General features: G+C 41.0%; 14 protein-coding genes, 1 other RNA gene and 2 pseudogenes. 16 read left to right on the forward strand and 1 reads right to left on the reverse strand.

The annotated features are described in order from the left end of the window. Positions 1-79 precede the first annotated feature (79 nt). An RNA gene (ffs, locus tag ACEN2L_RS19200) (signal recognition particle sRNA small type) lies at positions 80-176 on the forward strand. 19 nt (positions 177-195) lie between these two features. On the opposite strand, the gene ACEN2L_RS19205 is transcribed toward ffs, so the two are convergent. Continuing rightward, positions 196-471 (reverse strand): late competence development ComFB family protein, encoded by a 276-nt coding sequence (locus tag ACEN2L_RS19205; RefSeq protein ID WP_441745747.1) that lies wholly within the window; start codon positions 469-471, stop codon positions 196-198. Between the two features lie 329 nt (positions 472-800). Here ACEN2L_RS19205 and ACEN2L_RS19210 point away from each other — a divergent pair, with 329 nt between their 5' ends. The 15 genes and pseudogenes from ACEN2L_RS19210 to ACEN2L_RS19280 all read left to right on the forward strand — a co-directional run bounded on the left by ACEN2L_RS19210 (position 801) and on the right by ACEN2L_RS19280 (position 16,836). Next, the gene (locus ACEN2L_RS19210; RefSeq protein WP_441745748.1) at positions 801-3,773 is read left to right on the forward strand and encodes a TonB-dependent receptor domain-containing protein; all 2,973 of its coding nucleotides are present in this window, start codon (positions 801-803) and stop codon (positions 3,771-3,773) included. Positions 3,774-4,088: 315 nt separating this feature from the next. Beyond that, positions 4,089-4,400 carry an IS66 family insertion sequence element accessory protein TnpA gene (gene tnpA, locus ACEN2L_RS19215; RefSeq protein WP_441745749.1) on the forward strand — a complete coding sequence of 104 codons (312 nt, stop codon included), beginning with the start codon at positions 4,089-4,091 and terminating at the stop codon, positions 4,398-4,400. After that, positions 4,397-4,747, forward strand: coding sequence for an IS66 family insertion sequence element accessory protein TnpB (gene tnpB / locus ACEN2L_RS19220; RefSeq protein ID WP_441745750.1), 351 nt, complete (start codon positions 4,397-4,399; stop codon positions 4,745-4,747). The genes tnpA and tnpB overlap by 4 nt, the downstream gene beginning before the upstream one ends. An 86-nt stretch (positions 4,748-4,833) precedes the next feature. Beyond that, entirely contained in the window at positions 4,834-6,360 is a 1,527-nt protein-coding gene (gene tnpC, locus ACEN2L_RS19225) for an IS66 family transposase (RefSeq protein WP_441745751.1), read from the forward strand. A 362-nt stretch (positions 6,361-6,722) separates the two neighbouring features. After that, positions 6,723-9,656, forward strand: coding sequence for a carboxypeptidase regulatory-like domain-containing protein (locus ACEN2L_RS19230; RefSeq protein WP_441745752.1), 2,934 nt, complete (start codon positions 6,723-6,725; stop codon positions 9,654-9,656). Between the two features lie 103 nt (positions 9,657-9,759). Further along, positions 9,760-9,927: pseudogene (locus ACEN2L_RS19235) on the forward strand (IS3 family transposase); the annotation flags it as partial. A 91-nt stretch (positions 9,928-10,018) separates the two neighbouring features. Next, a pseudogene (locus ACEN2L_RS19240) lies at positions 10,019-10,272 on the forward strand (DDE-type integrase/transposase/recombinase); the annotation flags it as partial. A 349-nt stretch (positions 10,273-10,621) separates the two neighbouring features. Continuing rightward, on the forward strand, positions 10,622-11,386 hold the full coding sequence (locus ACEN2L_RS19245; protein ID WP_306023680.1) for a DUF3450 domain-containing protein: 765 nt from the start codon (positions 10,622-10,624) through the stop codon (positions 11,384-11,386). A 5-nt stretch (positions 11,387-11,391) separates the two neighbouring features. Beyond that, complete coding sequence (locus ACEN2L_RS19250) at positions 11,392-12,744, forward strand: MotA/TolQ/ExbB proton channel family protein (RefSeq protein ID WP_306023681.1); 1,353 nt, start codon at positions 11,392-11,394, stop codon at positions 12,742-12,744. Position 12,745: 1 nt separating this feature from the next. Further along, the gene (locus ACEN2L_RS19255) at positions 12,746-13,270 is read left to right on the forward strand and encodes a MotA/TolQ/ExbB proton channel family protein (protein WP_306023682.1); all 525 of its coding nucleotides are present in this window, start codon (positions 12,746-12,748) and stop codon (positions 13,268-13,270) included. Positions 13,271-13,282: 12 nt separating this feature from the next. Then, positions 13,283-13,684: an ExbD/TolR family protein gene (locus ACEN2L_RS19260; protein ID WP_306023683.1), complete on the forward strand. Its 402-nt coding sequence runs from the start codon at positions 13,283-13,285 to the stop codon at positions 13,682-13,684. Between the two features lies 1 nt (position 13,685). Further along, entirely contained in the window at positions 13,686-14,300 is a 615-nt protein-coding gene (locus tag ACEN2L_RS19265; protein WP_441745753.1) for an energy transducer TonB, read from the forward strand. Then, a complete protein-coding gene (locus ACEN2L_RS19270) occupies positions 14,297-15,559 on the forward strand; it encodes a tetratricopeptide repeat protein (RefSeq protein WP_441745754.1) in 1,263 nt (420 codons plus the stop codon). The genes ACEN2L_RS19265 and ACEN2L_RS19270 overlap by 4 nt, the downstream gene beginning before the upstream one ends. A 96-nt stretch (positions 15,560-15,655) precedes the next feature. Next, positions 15,656-15,856 (forward strand): DUF1289 domain-containing protein, encoded by a 201-nt coding sequence (locus ACEN2L_RS19275; protein ID WP_441745755.1) that lies wholly within the window; start codon positions 15,656-15,658, stop codon positions 15,854-15,856. 50 nt (positions 15,857-15,906) lie between these two features. Then, complete coding sequence (locus ACEN2L_RS19280; protein WP_441745756.1) at positions 15,907-16,836, forward strand: tRNA-dihydrouridine synthase; 930 nt, start codon at positions 15,907-15,909, stop codon at positions 16,834-16,836. Positions 16,837-16,863: the final 27 nt, after the last annotated feature.

A 16,863-nucleotide genomic window follows, 5' to 3' on the forward strand; every position in this document is an offset into this window, starting at 1 on the left:
TTGCACTTCTATTTACCTTTGTAGATAATGCGCCCGCTTTGTTCAGAGACTCTGCTTCAAAGTAATTTCAATGGTGGCCTTTTGGTCCCCTCGCAATGATAATTTGTGAACTCGGTCAGGCCTGGAAGGGAGCAGCCGCAGCAAAGGACTCATGTGCCGAGGTGTGGCTGAGAGGGCACCACCACTTTTCAGTTGTTACTCTGACTCCTTGTTTTTGTTATTGTCTAAGTATGCAATGCCATGTTTTACCGCGTTTATCGCATTCATTTCCATTTGTTGCCGCTCACTTTGCGGTAAGTAAAAAGCCATATCAACTTCATAACGAATATAACGTGTTGGTAGTTGGTTAAGGGCCAAACAACATAGATCAGCCAAATAGTCTTCTGACTTCGATTGGGCGAGTTCTAAACGCACAATTTGCTCTAGAACCAAGTGTTCGTAGTAATTATGAATATCATCATCAAGTTTCATGTTTATCCTCAATCCTTCAAAAGGGGTAAAAAGAATGTTAAGACCCTTAACATAGCTGGTTTCTATGAAAAACAAAATGCCAATAACGTCAAATTTGACTTTGAAACCGCAGTCATGAATGTCAAAAACAGTTCTGTAAACAAAAGTGTCCTAATAAAAGGTTATAAAAAATAACTTCTGACGATAAATGACGTTTTTGCAGGTTATATAGTTGACCGTTTTAATAGTTATTGATTACTATCGTCGCCGAGGTTCACTACCTCATAGATAAAAGTTGTGAAAAATAACTAAGCAATCACGCTAGAAATTTGTGGTCCAGGGAGACATACATGTTTACAAAATCTAAATTGACCAAGTCAGTCAGCCTCGCTTTGGCTTTCGGAATGGTTTCAACAATAAATATGAGTACTTCTTTTGCTCAGGACACCGCTGCAGAAGAAAAAGTAGAGAAAATCTCTATTACAGGTTCTCGTATCAGAAGCGCAAATGCTTTATCTACAAGTCCTATTGCTACTGTCGGTGAGGTTGAAATAGAGTTTCAACAACAAGCAGAAGTTGAGCGAGTTTTTAGAAATTTACCGGGTACCATTCCTGGAGATAACGGTAACGTTAATAACGGTACTGGCGGTGCAGCTACGGTCAACCTTCGTGGCTTAGGTTCAAACCGTAACTTAGTATTAATGAACGGTAAGCGTATGGTGCCTTACAACACCGCAGGCAGTGTTGATACGTCAACAATCCCAACCGCATTAATCGACCGTATTGATATCGTGACTGGTGGTGCCTCTGCTGTATATGGTTCAGACGCTATTTCGGGTGCAGTTAACGTAATTTTAAAAGATGATTTTGAAGGTGTCGAGCTAGACCTAACAGGCTCTAGAACGTCTCAAGGTGATGCGCAAAGTCAGAACATAGCGCTTACGATGGGCGGAAACTTTGATAACGATAAAGGTAATGCTGTTGTTTCAGTTAGCTGGTATAACCGCGATCCATTGTTTTTAGGTGACCGTGCACTAGGTAACTACGGTATTGCAACAGGCAATGGTGCAAACTATCAGCAATTTTTAGACGGTACGCCTCCCGTACTCCCAACAGATCCTTTGTGTGGTGCTAGTACGCCTTTCGTAGTAGCCCCTGGCGGCGGTAGTGGTACGACAATTCCTACCAGAGTCGGTATTGCTGGTGTTCCTGCGGTAAGTGGTCAGTTTAGAGATGATGGAAGCTATGTTGTTGGTCCTACTTGTAGTGCTTTTAACTTCAACCCTTTCAACTATTATCAGACTCCGTCAGAGCGATATAGTGCAACGGCAACAGGTCACTATGACGTAAACGATGATACGACTATCTATAGTACTTTTAACTTTACGAATACCAATGTTACTCAGCAAGTTGCTCCTTCTGGTATATTCGGCTCTACTTTCTGGGTGCCATTGGCTAACCCTTTGATGTCAAGTCAAGCAAGAGACGCGCTTATTAACGGTGCGAATACCAATATTGCTGATTTAAATGCGCCAGGGTTTGAAACATGGCGTGATACCAATACCAACGGTGCAGTGGATAGTGAAGATTATTTGCTGTTGGCAATCAACAGACGTACTTCAGAATTAGGCGCCCGTTCAACAACCTTTAATACTGACCAATTTCAATTTGTTGCTGGTGTAGAAGGTTTTATCGGTAATGATTGGGCTTACGATATTTCAATACAACACGGTGAAACAAATCGCGTAAATACGAATGCGGGTTACACAAACGTTGCGAATATAGCTAATGCTTTAGATACCACTGACGGCGTTACCTGTGCGGTAGGCGGAAACTGTGTGCCAATTGATTTATTTGGTGGTTTTGGAACAATTACTCCAGAAGCTGCAGCTTATTCTTCTGCTACCGCTTTCGCCACAACTGAATATCAACAACGTGTATTCTCTGCAAACATCGACGGGCCATTCGACTCTGTAGTTTCACCTTTCGCGGATACACCATTAGCAATGAGCTTTGGTTATGAATATCGTGAAGAGTCGGCATTCTTCAACCCAGATGAATGTTTAAAATTAGCTCCGGCAAGCTGTCTAGGTGGCGCTGGTGGTAATTCATTACCAGTTGGTGGTTCTTTCAAAGTAAATGAACTTTTCACCGAAGGTAAGTTTGCTGTAGTTGAAGATGCCGCTTTTGCGGAAGTACTAGAAGTTGAGTTCGGTTTCCGTCACTCAAAATATGACACTGTAGGGGAAACAAGTAGCTGGAAACTTGGTGCCGCTTGGCGTCCTGTTGATGAGCTTTTGGTTCGTGTTATGAACCAAAAAGCAACTCGAGCGCCTAACGTTGGTGAGTTGTATGCGCCTTTAACTTCTGGTTTAGACAATGCTGAGCAAGACCCTTGTTCTGTTGCTAATGCTGCGAATATTGATGACACCTTACGTGCACTATGTATTTCTACTGGTATGACTGCTAATCAAGTCGGTGCAGTAAGTGATATCGTAGTGGGGCAAATAAACGTGTCTTCAGGTTCTAATCCGAATGCACTTCCAGAAGCTGAATCAGCTAAAACATTTACTGCTGGTGTTGTTTGGTCTCCAGAATTTGAGTCAGTTAAGCGCGCGCTAGTGTCGCTTGATTATTACGATATCGATGTAACTGGATATATCGGTGAAAATACACCTCAAGAAGTTCTTGATGGTTGTTATGTTTTAGGTATTGCAGAGCAATGTTCATTGATTACGCGCATCGGCGGTGGTTTAACTATCTCTGGTTCTGGTATTCAAGCTTATACAACTAACCTATCGTACCTTAAAACTAGTGGTGTAGAAGCAACTTATAGCTTTGGCTTTGACTTTGAAGATTATGGCTCACTAGACTTCAGTGGTAACATCAACAAATATTTGAAAATTGACAGCTTAAGTTCTCCAGTTTCATCTGTGATTGATTGTAAAGGTGTTTATGGTACGAACTGTAATCCACAACATGATTTACGCGCATCACAGCGCGCAACATGGTCTATGGATGATGTATCAGTTTCTGTATTGTGGCGTTACTTCAGCAAGATCGAACGTGAGGCTTCCGCATATGCAGGTACCTTCGAAGCTTTCCGTGAGATACCTTCATACAGCTATTTCGATCTTTTTGCTAATTATCGCGTTAGTGAAATGCTTGGGGTAAGTTTTGGTATCGACAATGTGTTTGATAAAAATCCTCCGGTTGTTGGCGGACAAGCAGGTTCAACATCATATAATGGTGGTAATACCTTCCCCTCTACTTACGACGTATTAGGTCGTTCGTATAGAGCAACACTTAACTTTAAATTCTAAAATTTAGAGAATGTAAAAACGGCTGATTTATCAGCCGTTTTTTTTAATCAAAATTCGAAATCGTAATGTTGCCCTTAAGTATAAAATAATCTCATGTAAATCGTCTTTAACCTCGCTCATGTACTTACTTCACAACAGAACACTCGTCACACAAAATTGCGCTTTTATACCAATTAGTTCTCGAAACAAATCGAGTTATAATGTGAGTCTTTGACCGTCGCACATCGATTAAAGGTAAGCGTCTAGCAAAGGCCGTCTTATAAATATCAACTAGGCAGCACACAATAATATCTTTGATAGAGACTCGAGGATATTATGCGCCGACAACGACGAACAAAAGCACAGTGGCAGCACATTCTTACTGCCCAGCAATCGAGCGGTTTAACCCCATCTGAATATTGTGTGAAGCACTGTATTCACCTCCAAAGCTTTTACGCACGAAGATGCGAGATGAATAAAAGGGCAGCGCAGCAAACTGGTAAGTTGATTAAAGTCAGCCTGCCCAAGACGCAACCTGTACCAATGACATCTCCGTTAACAGTTGTCTATCGTGGTGTGACACTGAATGTTGGTCAAGTCGTTGAAGCCAAATGGTTAGCCGATGTCATGAAGGCTTTAGCATCATGAGAATGTTTGTTGAGATTAACGACATCTATCTGCACAGCGGTTTTGTGGATTTCAGAAAGTCCATTAATGGCTTGTTGGTCATAATTGAAAATGAGCTTGAACTATCGCCCTTTAGTGATGCTATATTTATCTTCTGCAACAAAAAACAAGACAAGCTTAAAGTCGTCTATTGGGATAAAACAGGCTTTGCGCTGTGGTACAAGGTACTGCAAAAACAGCGCTTTAAATGGCTTAAAGTAGACGACTTCAAACACCTGAAATTAAGCGAACAACAGCTTAATTGGTTACTAGGTGGCTTTGATGTCATTGGTCACAACCCGCTTCGCTACAGTGCGTTGGGCTTATAATGTTAGATCATAAGCAGCAATTAACGATCACCAATTAGTCTAAATAAAATCAACTAAATCAGTCTATTAGCGGTTAAAATTAGTGCATGACTGATATCGATTCCTTGCCAGATGATCTTGTAGAGCTAAAGCGCCAATTACTAGCTGAGCGTGAATTAACCGCTAAGCAAGCCGCCCGTTTAATGTACCTAGAAGAACAATTCCGCCTTGCCCAACAACAACGTTTTGGTGCGAGTAGTGAAGGCCATCCTGGTCAGGGTGAGTTATTTAATGAAGCCGAAAAAATAGTTGAAGTCACGCAAGATGAGTCTGAACAGCAAGACATCAGCTACACTCGAAACAGACCTAAGCGCAAACCATTACCTAAACACTTACCGCGTGAAGTGATAGTCCATGATATTGCACAGGAAGATAAAATCTGTGATGGCTGCCAAGGTGAGTTACACAAAATAGGCGAAGATACATCTGAAAAGCTTGAGTTTATTCCCGCACAAGTCAAAGTGATTGAGCATGTACGCCCTAAGTATAGCTGCAAGGCTTGCGAACAAAATGGTACCTGTAACCAAGTCAAACAGGCTCCAGTTCCACCCTCAGTTATCCCTAAGGGCTATGCCACCCCCAGTTTACTTAGCCAAATCATCACCAGTAAATACCAATATGGCTTACCCCTTTATCGCCAAGAAGCCATGTTCAAACAATACGGCATTGAACTGAGTCGCAAGACCACAGCAGATTGGATGATGAGAAGCGCCGACATCCTGCAAATACTGTACGACAGGCTAAGGCAACACTTACTTAAACAAACCGTAATTTATGCAGATGAAACCACGATTAAAGTGGTGGGCGATAATAAATTCAAATCCTACATGTGGTTGTATGCCACAGGCGCAGACTCGCCTGAAGGAAAACTGACCGGTACTGACATTCCCTCTATCGTGCTGTTTGACTATCATGCCAGCCGCGCAGGCCAATGTGCGGTGGAATATCTGGATGGGTATAGGGGATACCTGCAAGTGGATGGCTATGCGGGCTATCACACAACTCAAGCGACACTCGTGGGTTGTTGGGCACATGCAAGACGTAAGTTTACCGATGCTAAAACGGCCATGGGCAAACACAAAAGCGGCAAAGTAGAATGGGCATTGAATCACATTCAAAAGCTGTACAGGATTGAAATCCAAATAAAAAACAAAGCAACGGATGAGCGACTCAAAATAAGACAAGAAAAAAGCCTACCCCTGCTTAAACAGTTTGAAACATGGCTCATCAAATCCGAACAAGAGGTGCTGCCCAAAACCAAGCTGGGTGAAGCGATTCAATATTGCCTAAATCAGTGGGTAAAACTACAACGCTACACCCTAGATGGTCACTTACGCATTGACAACAATCGCGCTGAACGCGCTATTAAGCCCTTCGTCATTGGCCGAAAAGCATGGCTGTTCAGCCAGACCGCCAACGGTGCACATGCCAGTGCCGTACTGTACTCCATTATCGAAACTGCCAAGACTAATGGACTGACGCCATTCAACTATGTCATGCATTTGTTAACAGAGCTGAGTAAGCCCGAGCCTAACATTGAATTGCTACTGCCATGGAATGTTAAATTAAGCTAGGTGGGATCACCGGACGGTTACCATTAAACGAAAACAGATTTTTGCAACTACGCCTTTTGATACAGTCTAGTGAAATTTCTTCTTTATTTGCCCAACTGTCTGAGAGATTTATCTATTTTTTTCATTGTTACGTTTTAGAACACAAATTTTCAGATTGACCAAATTTCAAAACAAGTATTTTTTCTCTTTAATCAACTTTACCCATTATAAAAGCTCTCACTGACTAACAAAAGCAGAAATGCCATTGACCGATCAATCAATAATTGTTTACTATCAGATTGAGGCTCACTACCTTACTAATTAAAAGTCGTTAAAACGACTAAACATTCACACTATAAACTTAGTGGTCCAGGGAGATATACATGTTTACATTCAAAAAGAGTATCACAGCGTTAGCTGTAGTTGCTTCATTAGGACTATCCGGAGCAGCATTTGCTTTGGATACCGGTGGTTTAAAAATTCGAGTTACCGATGCAAGCGGTAATCCAATATCTGGGGCTTCTGTTTTAGTTAAAACGCCTGAAAGTTTAATAAGTAAAGATGCGGTATCTGACGCAGATGGTTACGTTACTCTTCGTGGCTTAGACGCTTCTGAGCAGTATACAGTAAGTATCAACGGAGCGAACATCCAGTCTTTTGAAGCGACTAACGTTCGTGTTATAACAGGTAAAAGCCTCAACTTAAATTATGTCGTTAGCGACGCGACCAATGATATGGAGACAATTACTGTTTCTGGTAGAGCTATTGCAGCGATCGATACCACATCTGCTACGACAGGTCTTGATATTACTTTAGCAATGACGGAATCATTGCCAACAGGCCGGTCTTATCAAAGTTACCTACAACTTACACCTGGTGTTAAGCCTAGTACAGGTGGTAACCCCTCTTCTAAATCGGGTGTTAATTATTCTGACGCTAATGGTACTGTAGGAAGTTCAACCGACAACGTTTATTATATTGATGGCGTAAACGTCACCGACAACGTTACTGGTACGTTCGGAGGCAACATTAACTCTGAAATTATCCAAGAGCAACAAGTTATAACAGGTGCTGTCCCGGCTAAATATGCTGGTGGTGGTGGTCTTGTATCGAGAGTAGTAACTAAATCTGGTGGTAATGAGTTTCATGGTTCAATCAATTATTATTTACAAAATGATAGTTTAGTTAGCGACTATGACAATGAATCTAAAGCTGGTGGTGGTTTTTCTACCTTTGATACCGCGGTAACGTTAGGCGGACCAATTATTCAAGATAAATTGTGGTTCTTTGCTTCTTACCAAATAAAGAACCGTAAAGACGATGTTACTAATCCTGAGACTGGGGAACTCTCGCGCTCTGTTGAAAATGAAAGTGATTTGGGCTTCGGCAAATTAACTTGGTTAATCACCGAAAATGATCGTTTGGTTGTTACCTATTTCAATGATCCGACTGATATCTCCGGAAGTCGGGAGTTTGATACGTTATCTAATAGAGACCGTTCAAGGACATCAGGTGGGGACAACTATAAAATTGACTATTCTCATACTTGGGATGACGTTGTTCTTAACGCTGGCTTTATGAGACATGAAGCTGAGTTGTCTGATTTATCGAAAGATAAGACCACTCGGAATGATGTTTCCTATTTAGCTAATGCAGCCACTACAACTCAAAGTGACACTGACCTTGGTGGACTTGGCGCGGATACACTCCGTAACAGAAATAAAGAAAGTGCCTATATTGATATAGAATACTACTTGGATACGGATTTTGGTTTCCATACGATTGAAGCGGGTTACTCAAAAGAAACAAATGAGAATATAACTAATTCTGTCTATACAGGTGACTCAGCACAATACACTTCCATAGACGATGCTGATGCAGGTGTAACATTTGCTGAATATACAGATGGTGCTGGATGGGTTGGTAACAAAGATCTTTCGGCAGATGATTCTGCTCGAATCGCCGCTGCAGTTGGCATAGATGAAGCAGACGTTGCCTCTATTGTTTTTAACAGTACAGTAGGTAACCCAACTGGTGATGTTAACGCTTATCGAATCATTCAGACTCAACAAGCAGCATCTAAATTGGAAACCAAAGGCCAAAGCCTATACATTCAAGATAAGATTTTAGTTGACGATCTGACATTCAATATTGGGTTCCGTGCAGAAAAATGGGATCACTATGCTTCCACAGGTGCTAAGATTTTTACTTTTGATTGGGACATCGCTCACCGTTTAAGTGTTGTTTATGACATCTTTGGTGACGGAGACTCTAAAGTTTGGGCTTTCACTGGTCGGTATTATGATCCGGTTCGTACGGACATGACATCTTTCGCTGGTAATTTAACCGGTTCTGTTCGCGAAGAACAAATATTTTATGATGGTGCTTGGCAAACCTACCGCACACGCGGCGGTGTAGCAACTCAAGATGCATTCTTTTCACCTACAACTAAGACCCCATACACAGACGAGTACTTGTTCGGATATTCTACTAATTTGACCGAAGACACAAATGTTTCAATTACTTACACTAACCGTAAGACCAGAGACATTTTAGAAGACTACGATTTGGGAGTTTATACGGAAGGTAACGAAGAAGGCACCGCTTTTGCTGACTCGTCGTTGGGCTTGCCACTTTCATACTTTGGTTACTCAGAAAACCCTGGCTCTAACTATGTGCTAGCTACGCTGGCAGGTGGCAAACGTGATTATGAAGGTGTTGAAATTACGTTTAACAAGCTGCGTACAGATAACTGGAACCTTCGTGCTTCTTATACCTATAACAATGCAAAAGGAAATTCAAACTCGGATGGTAATGCAGATTTGCAAGGTGATTTTTATTATCTAGACCCTCGTGCACCTAATATGTATGGTAAACAACCAGGGAACATTGAACACTCAGCCAGAGTTTTTGGTACATACTATTTCGACAATGGTTTTGAAATAGGTGCAGTTTATAATTGGAACTCTGGGACTTTATACAACAGAGCAAATAACGTTTATTCTCGTTATTTACCTTTGCGCGAAACCGAAAGATATGACTTCGGTGGCTATAATGGTCTGTGGATTGCGCCAGGTAACTTGGCAAGTGAAAAAACACCTGCCTATGGAACATTGGATCTGAGAGTTAAATACAACTATGACTTCGCCGGAGACTACACTGCCGAGTTTTTCTTAGACATATTCAATGTCCTTGATGACCAAGCTGTGATAGAGGAAGAGCAACTTGTTGCCGGAAGTGGTTCTTTTGCTTTTGGTGAAGCAAAGGATTGGGTAGAGCCTCGCCGCTTTTATCTAGGTGCTAAATTAATCTTCTAAGTTAAGCTAGAACTTTAAGCTTAAAAGCCAGTAACTATTGTTACTGGCTTTTTTATTGTTGTTGTCCCATTCTGAAATACGTTGACATAAAGAGGATTTCTTTATGGAAACATCAAGCAATAAAAGCGCTAGACGCTCAAAACGAGATTACACTTTAGGCTTTAAATTGAGTATTATTGAGCTCGTAGAAAAGGGGGAATTCACCTAGAAGCAAGCTCAAAAGCACTTTGGTATACAAGGAATAAGTACTGTTTTAGTTTGGCTTAGTAAATAGGGTAAATTGGACTAGTCATCGCCATTTCAGCAACCACTTTTGCCTAAATCAAAAGAAACACCCGCCCAACAAATTAAGCGTTTAGGGCGTAAAGCCCAAGAAGAGTTATGTCAAAACGACGTCCAGTAAACATTGGATGAAAAAACATCCTAAATTACTAAAATATAAATCTCCTATCAAACCTGAAGAGGTCTTCGTCAGCGATATAACCTATGTGCAATCAAATGAAGGTGTTCACTATTTATCATTAGTGACAGATACCTTCTCGCGCAAGATAGTGGATATCATTTAAGCAATGAAATGAAGGCGACAGATGTGGTTAAGGCGCTGAATATGGCCATCCAATATAGACACTTCGACCATGATGCAATTCAGTGTTCTGACCAAGGATTGCAAGAAGGTTCAGCATTATATCAATCAGTCCTTGAGGCAAATAGAACAAAAAAATACGGTATTGTGTACGTTTTGTACACGATGTAAAAATCAATAACACAATATTCAGTTATAACTCTTCATTTGACTAACTCCGCCTTGACAATTCGCTCACATCCGTGTGAACATTCAATAGTCTTAGTCCTATTATTTAGGTTACTAAGCCCCTTAAACAACAGAGCTTTATAGCCCCTTACCGACCCAAGAAGGCGTTCGGAAAGGATTCAAAACAAGAAATTGGTTGGGAATTATGTCCAAAATGAGCAAGAGAAACCTTATTGCTTCTGCCGTCGTTGGTGCTTTTGCACTCGGTAGCAGCGCCGTTGTCTCTGCAGACACGTTAAATGAACTTCACAAAGAAGAATCAAAAATTCATGTGGCTGCAGCGAACTCCCAAGAGAAAATAAATAATCTTTATGAGCAATCTCAAGAATTATTTGCTGAGTATCGTGCAGTAGTAGACGAAACTGAGAATCTTAAAGTTTATAATGACTACGTAGCAACACTTGTTGCTGATCAGCAACGAGGTATTGATTCTCTACAACGTCAGATCGATGGCATTGAAGGTGTTAAACGCGGCGTAGTTCCGTTGATGTTTAGAATGATCGACAGTTTAGAGAAATTCATTGATCTGGATATTCCAATTAACTTGGAAGAGCGTAAAGCCCGTATTGAACGTCTTCGTGATGTAATGGGTAATTCAAACGTTACAACTTCTGAACAATTCCGTCAGGTTATTGAAGCGTATCAAATTGAAAACCAATATGGACGAGGTATTCGTTCATACAAAGGCACTATCGATTTTCAAGGTACAGATATTACAGTTGATTTCTTCAATTTGGGTAGAACAGCTTTAATTGCATTATCACTAGACCAGAAGAACGCTTGGTTGTGGGATAATAACGCACGTGAGTGGCAAGTACTTGGTGATGAATACCTAAGCTCTGTAATTACTGCTGTACGTATGGCCAATAAACTTGTGCCAGCTGACCTTATTAAGTTACCAATCAAAGCTGCGGAGTAATATTGATGAAACCTGTATTTAAATCCATATTGGCAGCTGCGACGATCGCTATGATGGCATCTAGTGCCTATGCCGCCAATTCCCTAGAAGAGTTGTTAGAAGAAGTTAAGAAAAATCGCGTTTCTGAAGCGCGTATTAACAAAGACCGTGAAGCTGAGTTTCAATCTGCTCGTGCTGATAAACAGGCCTTGTTGAAAAAAGCTGAAGATGGTCTTAAAGCTGAGAAAGGCCGTGGTGATCGTTTAACTAAACAGTTTGCTGATAATGAAACAAAGTTAGCCGATAAAGAAATGGAACTTGATCAAGCAACCGGAACTTTAGGTGAAATGTTTGGTGTGGTTCGCCAAGCCTCAGCAGAAGCTTATGGTCAAATCTCAACATCTATCGTTAGCGCTGAGTTCCCAGGTCGTGGTGAATTTTTAAAGCGTATGTCAGAAGAGTCTAAAGGTCTTCCTAATATTCAAGAATTAGAAGATCTATGGTTTGCCTTACAAACTGAAATGACTGAGTCTGGTCAAGTATCACGTTTTAGAACTCAAGTTATCAGCTTAGATGGTGGTTCAAACGAACAGGAAGTTGTTCGTGTTGGTACCTTCAACCTAGTTGGTGAGCAAGGTTATTTAATCTATGACGACAAAGATGAAATCGTTCAGCCTTTAGGCCGTCAACCAGATGGTTATTTGGTGGATTCTGCACAAGAGTTGCGTGGTGCTACTTCTGGTTTAGTTCCTTTCTATGCTGATCCTTCAAGCGGTGCATTGTTGGGCCTTCTTAAAGAAAAAGCGACGATGATGGAACGTTATCACGCTGGCGGTATCGTGGGTTACGTAATCACGGTTATGTTAGCGATTGGTTTGTTAATCGGTTTCTACAAGATTATTACCCTTACGCTTATTGCAGGAAAAATGCGTTCACAACTTAAAAATCCTGGTAGTCCCTCTACATCTAATCCTTTAGGTCGTATCCTAACGGTTTATAAAGACAATAAGTCTGCTGACGCTGAAAACCTAGAACTTAAACTAGATGAAGCAATTTTACGTGAATTACCTAGCATCGAAAGTGGTATTAATATCATTAAGATCTTCGCAGCGATTGCGCCATTATTAGGTCTATTAGGTACAGTATTAGGTATGATCGCAACTTTCCAACAAATTACGTTGTTCGGTACCGGTGACCCGAAATTGATGGCTGGTAGTATCTCAATGGCACTTGTTACTACTGCTCAAGGTATTATTGCAGCGTTACCGTTATTGTTAATGCACAGCATAGTAGCTGGTCGCAGCAAGTCTATCGTTCATATTTTGGATGAGCAAACTGCAGGCATTATTGCGGCCCACGCTGAGACGGAGAAAGCCTAAGATGTTATACCTGATTGGACTATGGGAGTCGGTCAGGGATTTTATCGCTGCCGGTGGCGACGTGTTATACGTCGTTGCCTTAGCGCTCTTCCTCATGTGGGTCTTTATGATCGAGCGTTATTGGTATTTGTCTTCTGTCTTTCCCAAGCTAAGAAATGAAATTATAGCTAATTGGGATGCGAGAGAAGATACTACTTCATGGTATGCGCATAGAATCCGTGATACGTGGATTTCACAGGCGTCGGACGGACTAAGCTCAAGAATGTTGTTAATCAAAACTCTTGTGGCAATGTGTCCTTTAATAGGTTTGCTAGGAACTGTAACTGGTATGATTGGGGTGTTTGAAACAATGGCAACTCAAGGTACTAGTAATCCTCGTCTTATGGCGGCAGGTATATCTATGGCGACTATTCCGACAATGGCTGGGATGGTAGCAGCTTTATCTGGTGTATTTTTTAGCTCTCGTTTAGAAGCGAAAGTGAAGATCGCTCGTGAAAAGCTAGTTGATAGTCTACCCCATCATTAAGGAGAGGGTCTTATGAGTCGAAAAGTTCGAGTCGAAGAAGAAGATGCTGCGATAGACATGACCCCAATGTTGGATATCGTGTTTATCATGTTGATATTCTTCATCGTAACAACAGTATTCGTTAAAGAAGCTGGGATAGAAGTTAACAAGCCAGGTGCAAGCCAAGCTGTAATGCCTAAAAATGCTAATATTTTTATAGCGGTAACAGAAAATGGTGATGTCTGGATTGATAAGCGACAAGTTGATATAGACAGTGTACGAGCAAATTTGGAACGCTTGATGGCGGAACAGCCTTCTGATGTACTTATTATTCAAGCAGATAAAAATGCTGACTATGGAGTTGTCATTGAAGTGATGGATCAAATCAAGTCAGCTGGTATTGATCGCATATCTATAGCAACGACGGGCGGTTAATATGGGAAGATTATTAGTTTCAATTTTAGTAGGGGCTGCAATAGCGTTTGGATTGTTTGTGGTAATGGCAAAGTTGATTGAAAATTCATCTAGGCCAGTGGACAAAGTTCCACCATCACCAATAATCGATATTGTTATGGCAACACCTGATGATTCTACTCAGACGCGAAAACGAGTACCACCGCCACCGCCACCGCCACCTAAGCAACCGCCTAAAATTCAGCCGGTTGAACCTGATGTAGCGAAAGCGAACACAGATGGTTTAGGGTTTAATATGCCTACTATCGATGTGGGTGGCGCTTCGGTTGATATCGGTGGTGTAGGTGCTATGCAACGTGATGGTGATGCTACACCTATCGTTCGTATCGAGCCTAAATATCCGGTACAAGCCGCACGTGATGGGAAAGAAGGCTGGGTAAGGCTTTCATTTACTATCAACGAAGTTGGTGGAGTAGAAGACATTGAGGTTGTTGATTCGGAACCAAAACGTATTTTCGATAGAGAAGCTAAACGTGCTCTAGATAAATGGAAATACAAACCGAAGATCGAAGATGGTAAGCCTATCAAGCAATTTGGGTTAACAGTTCAATTGGACTTTAAGTTGGATCAATCATGATTAAAATACATTTTAAAAAATTATGCATGGTTTCAGCCTTTTCAATGGCTACACTGTTGCCAACAGCAGTTTTTGCTCAAGGTGCGCCGGTTGTTTGTCCTGATTATAAAAAGGGACCGACAAACATACCAAGTGAAAGAACAGGTAAAAAAGTTTCTAAGGCTTTAGAAGCTTACAACCTGGATCAGGTTGACGAGGCGTTAACAATTTTGTACGAAATTGACACATCTCAAGAATTTGATCGTGCTTTTACTGACCGTTTCATTGGTAACTTACTGGCGACTCAATCGGATAAAGCAGCTAAAGCGCTGGAATATCTGAACAAAGCCGTTAATGCTAAAAAGCTAAATGATTTGGAACAGGCCGGTACGCTTCGTTTGATTGCTGATCTTAACATGCAAGAAAAGAACTACGCTGCTGCAGCGGTTAAGTATAAAGAATGGATGGATTTTACTTGTAAAGAAGATCCTGATGTTTACTTAAGACTTGCAACCGCTTATTACGAAGAGCAGAAGTGGGCTGACATTATTGATCCAATCAATAAGTCTATTAAACTTGCTGAAAAACCAAACAAAAACGCCTACGCGCTTAAATTAACTTCTTATTACAATCGCAAGATGTATAAAGAAACAATTCAGGTAGCTGAAGATACTGTCACTATATTCCCTGATAATAAGGCGAATTGGACTCAACTTGGTTTTTTCTACATGTTAGTGGAAGATTACAAGAAGGCTTTATCTACTTTTGAAATGGCGCTAAACCAAGGGTATTTGACTAAAGAAGCAGAGATTAAAGCGTTAATGCAACTTTATTCTACCAATAATATTCCTTATAAAGCAGCGACCTTGTTTGAAAAGTACATGAAAGAAGGTTTGGTTAAAAAGGATGAGAAAAACTTGTCTTCTTTAGCCAGCACATGGAACCAGGCGAAAGACCCTAAGAAAGCAGCGGTATATTACGGTCAAGCTGCGGCGCTAAGTTCAGATCCCGATTTGTATTATAAACAGGGCACTTCGCTTGCTTTGTCTGAGCAATACAAAGATGCATTAGTTGCTTTGCAAAAAGCGCTTGATGCTGGAGCTGACAATGTTGGTCGTATTCACATGGTGATGATGGAAGCTAGTTTTTATTCTGGTGACTTCAAAACTGCTTATGTGCATGTGCAAGAAGCTAAAAAAGATTCTTCGACCTCTAGAAGTGCTAGAAGTTGGGAGCCTTATATAAAAGAGAAAGCTAAAAACCGCGGTATAAAACTGTAGTTAAACGCCTCTTATAAAAAGCCCCATACATTGGGGCTTTTTAGTTTTCTTTATTATATATTTTTACAGTTTTTGAAATATTCCGAGTTGTTCCATATGCCATCATTTGAAACCAAGCTTAATTCACCTTGTATAAGAAATTGTTGTTTAGATGAAAAAGATATCTGCTTAGGGTGTCACCGAAGTATGGTAGAGATATTGGCTTGGGCAGATGCTGACAAAAGCAAACGTATTGAAATATTAGTAAACTGTCAAAAACGACAAGCTGAACATTCAAAATTAAAAAAATTGCTGTAGTCGTTTCTCTAAGCAGTTGTTACTTTTCAATTTAATAATATTGAGGCTATATGCATATAACGCTTGCGCCCATGGAAGGTGTGGTCGATAGCTTAATGCGAGACATGCTGACCCGGATTGGCGGGTTTGATCTCTGTGTTACAGAGTTTATTAGAATAGTTGACCAACTTTTACCAAAACGCGTCTTTTATCGAACTTGCCCTGAGCTACACAATAATTCAATGACACCAGCGGGTGTGCCGGTAAAAATTCAATTGCTGGGTCAAGATCCAAATTGGTTAGCTGAAAATGCGGCGAGGGCGATAGAGCTTGGCTCTCATGGCCTTGACCTAAATTTTGGCTGTCCCGCAAAAACAGTGAATAAAAGTCGAGGTGGGGCTATTTTACTAAAGGAACCAGAAACCCTTTATCAGATAGTGAGTGAAGTTCGTAAAGCAGTCCCTCAAGGCACTATATTGAGTGCTAAAATGCGCTTAGGGTTTAACGATACTTCTTTAGCGTTTGAAAATGCGCAGGCTATTGCTGCAGCGGGAGCCGATTTGTTAGTAATACATGCTCGTACAAAACTAGACGGCTATAAGCCCCCAGCATATTGGAATTGGATAGCGGAAATTAAGAAGGTTGTTGACATCAACATAGTAGCAAATGGTGAAATTTGGTCTGCTCAGGATGCGGTAAATTGCCAAATAAAATCGAATTGCCAAGATATAATGTTGGGAAGGGGGGCCTTAGCTTTACCTAATTTAGCGCAAGTTATTAAGCAAGGTTCAGGTCAGATGCCTTGGGACGAAGTTCGTATGTTGTTAGTGGCTTATTCGGGTTATGAAATATTTGGAGACAAAGGACGATATTTTCCAAATAGACTAAAACAATGGCTCGGTTACTTGAAGTTACAATATCCCCAAGCAGGTATTTTGTTTAACGAGGTTAGGGCGCTTAAAACCGCCAATGAAATTATTCCGGTGCTTAACAAAGTATGAGTGTTCTATTATAAGCCGCTAAATTAT

It is taken from the genome of Flavobacterium sp. W21_SRS_FM6 (assembly GCF_052119645.1).
Classification (GTDB): Bacteria; Pseudomonadota; Gammaproteobacteria; order Enterobacterales; family Alteromonadaceae; genus Paraglaciecola.

Bases quoted from the DNA above. Each gene is read 5' to 3' on its own strand.
- ACEN2L_RS19205 (WP_441745747.1), bottom strand. From the start codon at position 471: ATGAAACTTGATGATGATATTCATAATTACTACGAACACTTGGTTCTA.
- ACEN2L_RS19210 (WP_441745748.1), top strand. From the start codon at position 801: ATGTTTACAAAATCTAAATTGACCAAGTCAGTCAGCCTCGCTTTGGCT.
- tnpA (WP_441745749.1), top strand. From the start codon at position 4,089: ATGCGCCGACAACGACGAACAAAAGCACAGTGGCAGCACATTCTTACT.
- tnpB (WP_441745750.1), top strand. From the start codon at position 4,397: ATGAGAATGTTTGTTGAGATTAACGACATCTATCTGCACAGCGGTTTT.
- tnpC (WP_441745751.1), top strand. From the start codon at position 4,834: ATGACTGATATCGATTCCTTGCCAGATGATCTTGTAGAGCTAAAGCGC.
- ACEN2L_RS19230 (WP_441745752.1), top strand. From the start codon at position 6,723: ATGTTTACATTCAAAAAGAGTATCACAGCGTTAGCTGTAGTTGCTTCA.
- ACEN2L_RS19245 (WP_306023680.1), top strand. From the start codon at position 10,622: ATGAGCAAGAGAAACCTTATTGCTTCTGCCGTCGTTGGTGCTTTTGCA.
- ACEN2L_RS19250 (WP_306023681.1), top strand. From the start codon at position 11,392: ATGAAACCTGTATTTAAATCCATATTGGCAGCTGCGACGATCGCTATG.
- ACEN2L_RS19255 (WP_306023682.1), top strand. From the start codon at position 12,746: ATGTTATACCTGATTGGACTATGGGAGTCGGTCAGGGATTTTATCGCT.
- ACEN2L_RS19260 (WP_306023683.1), top strand. From the start codon at position 13,283: ATGAGTCGAAAAGTTCGAGTCGAAGAAGAAGATGCTGCGATAGACATG.
- ACEN2L_RS19265 (WP_441745753.1), top strand. From the start codon at position 13,686: ATGGGAAGATTATTAGTTTCAATTTTAGTAGGGGCTGCAATAGCGTTT.
- ACEN2L_RS19270 (WP_441745754.1), top strand. From the start codon at position 14,297: ATGATTAAAATACATTTTAAAAAATTATGCATGGTTTCAGCCTTTTCA.
- ACEN2L_RS19275 (WP_441745755.1), top strand. From the start codon at position 15,656: ATGCCATCATTTGAAACCAAGCTTAATTCACCTTGTATAAGAAATTGT.
- ACEN2L_RS19280 (WP_441745756.1), top strand. From the start codon at position 15,907: ATGCATATAACGCTTGCGCCCATGGAAGGTGTGGTCGATAGCTTAATG.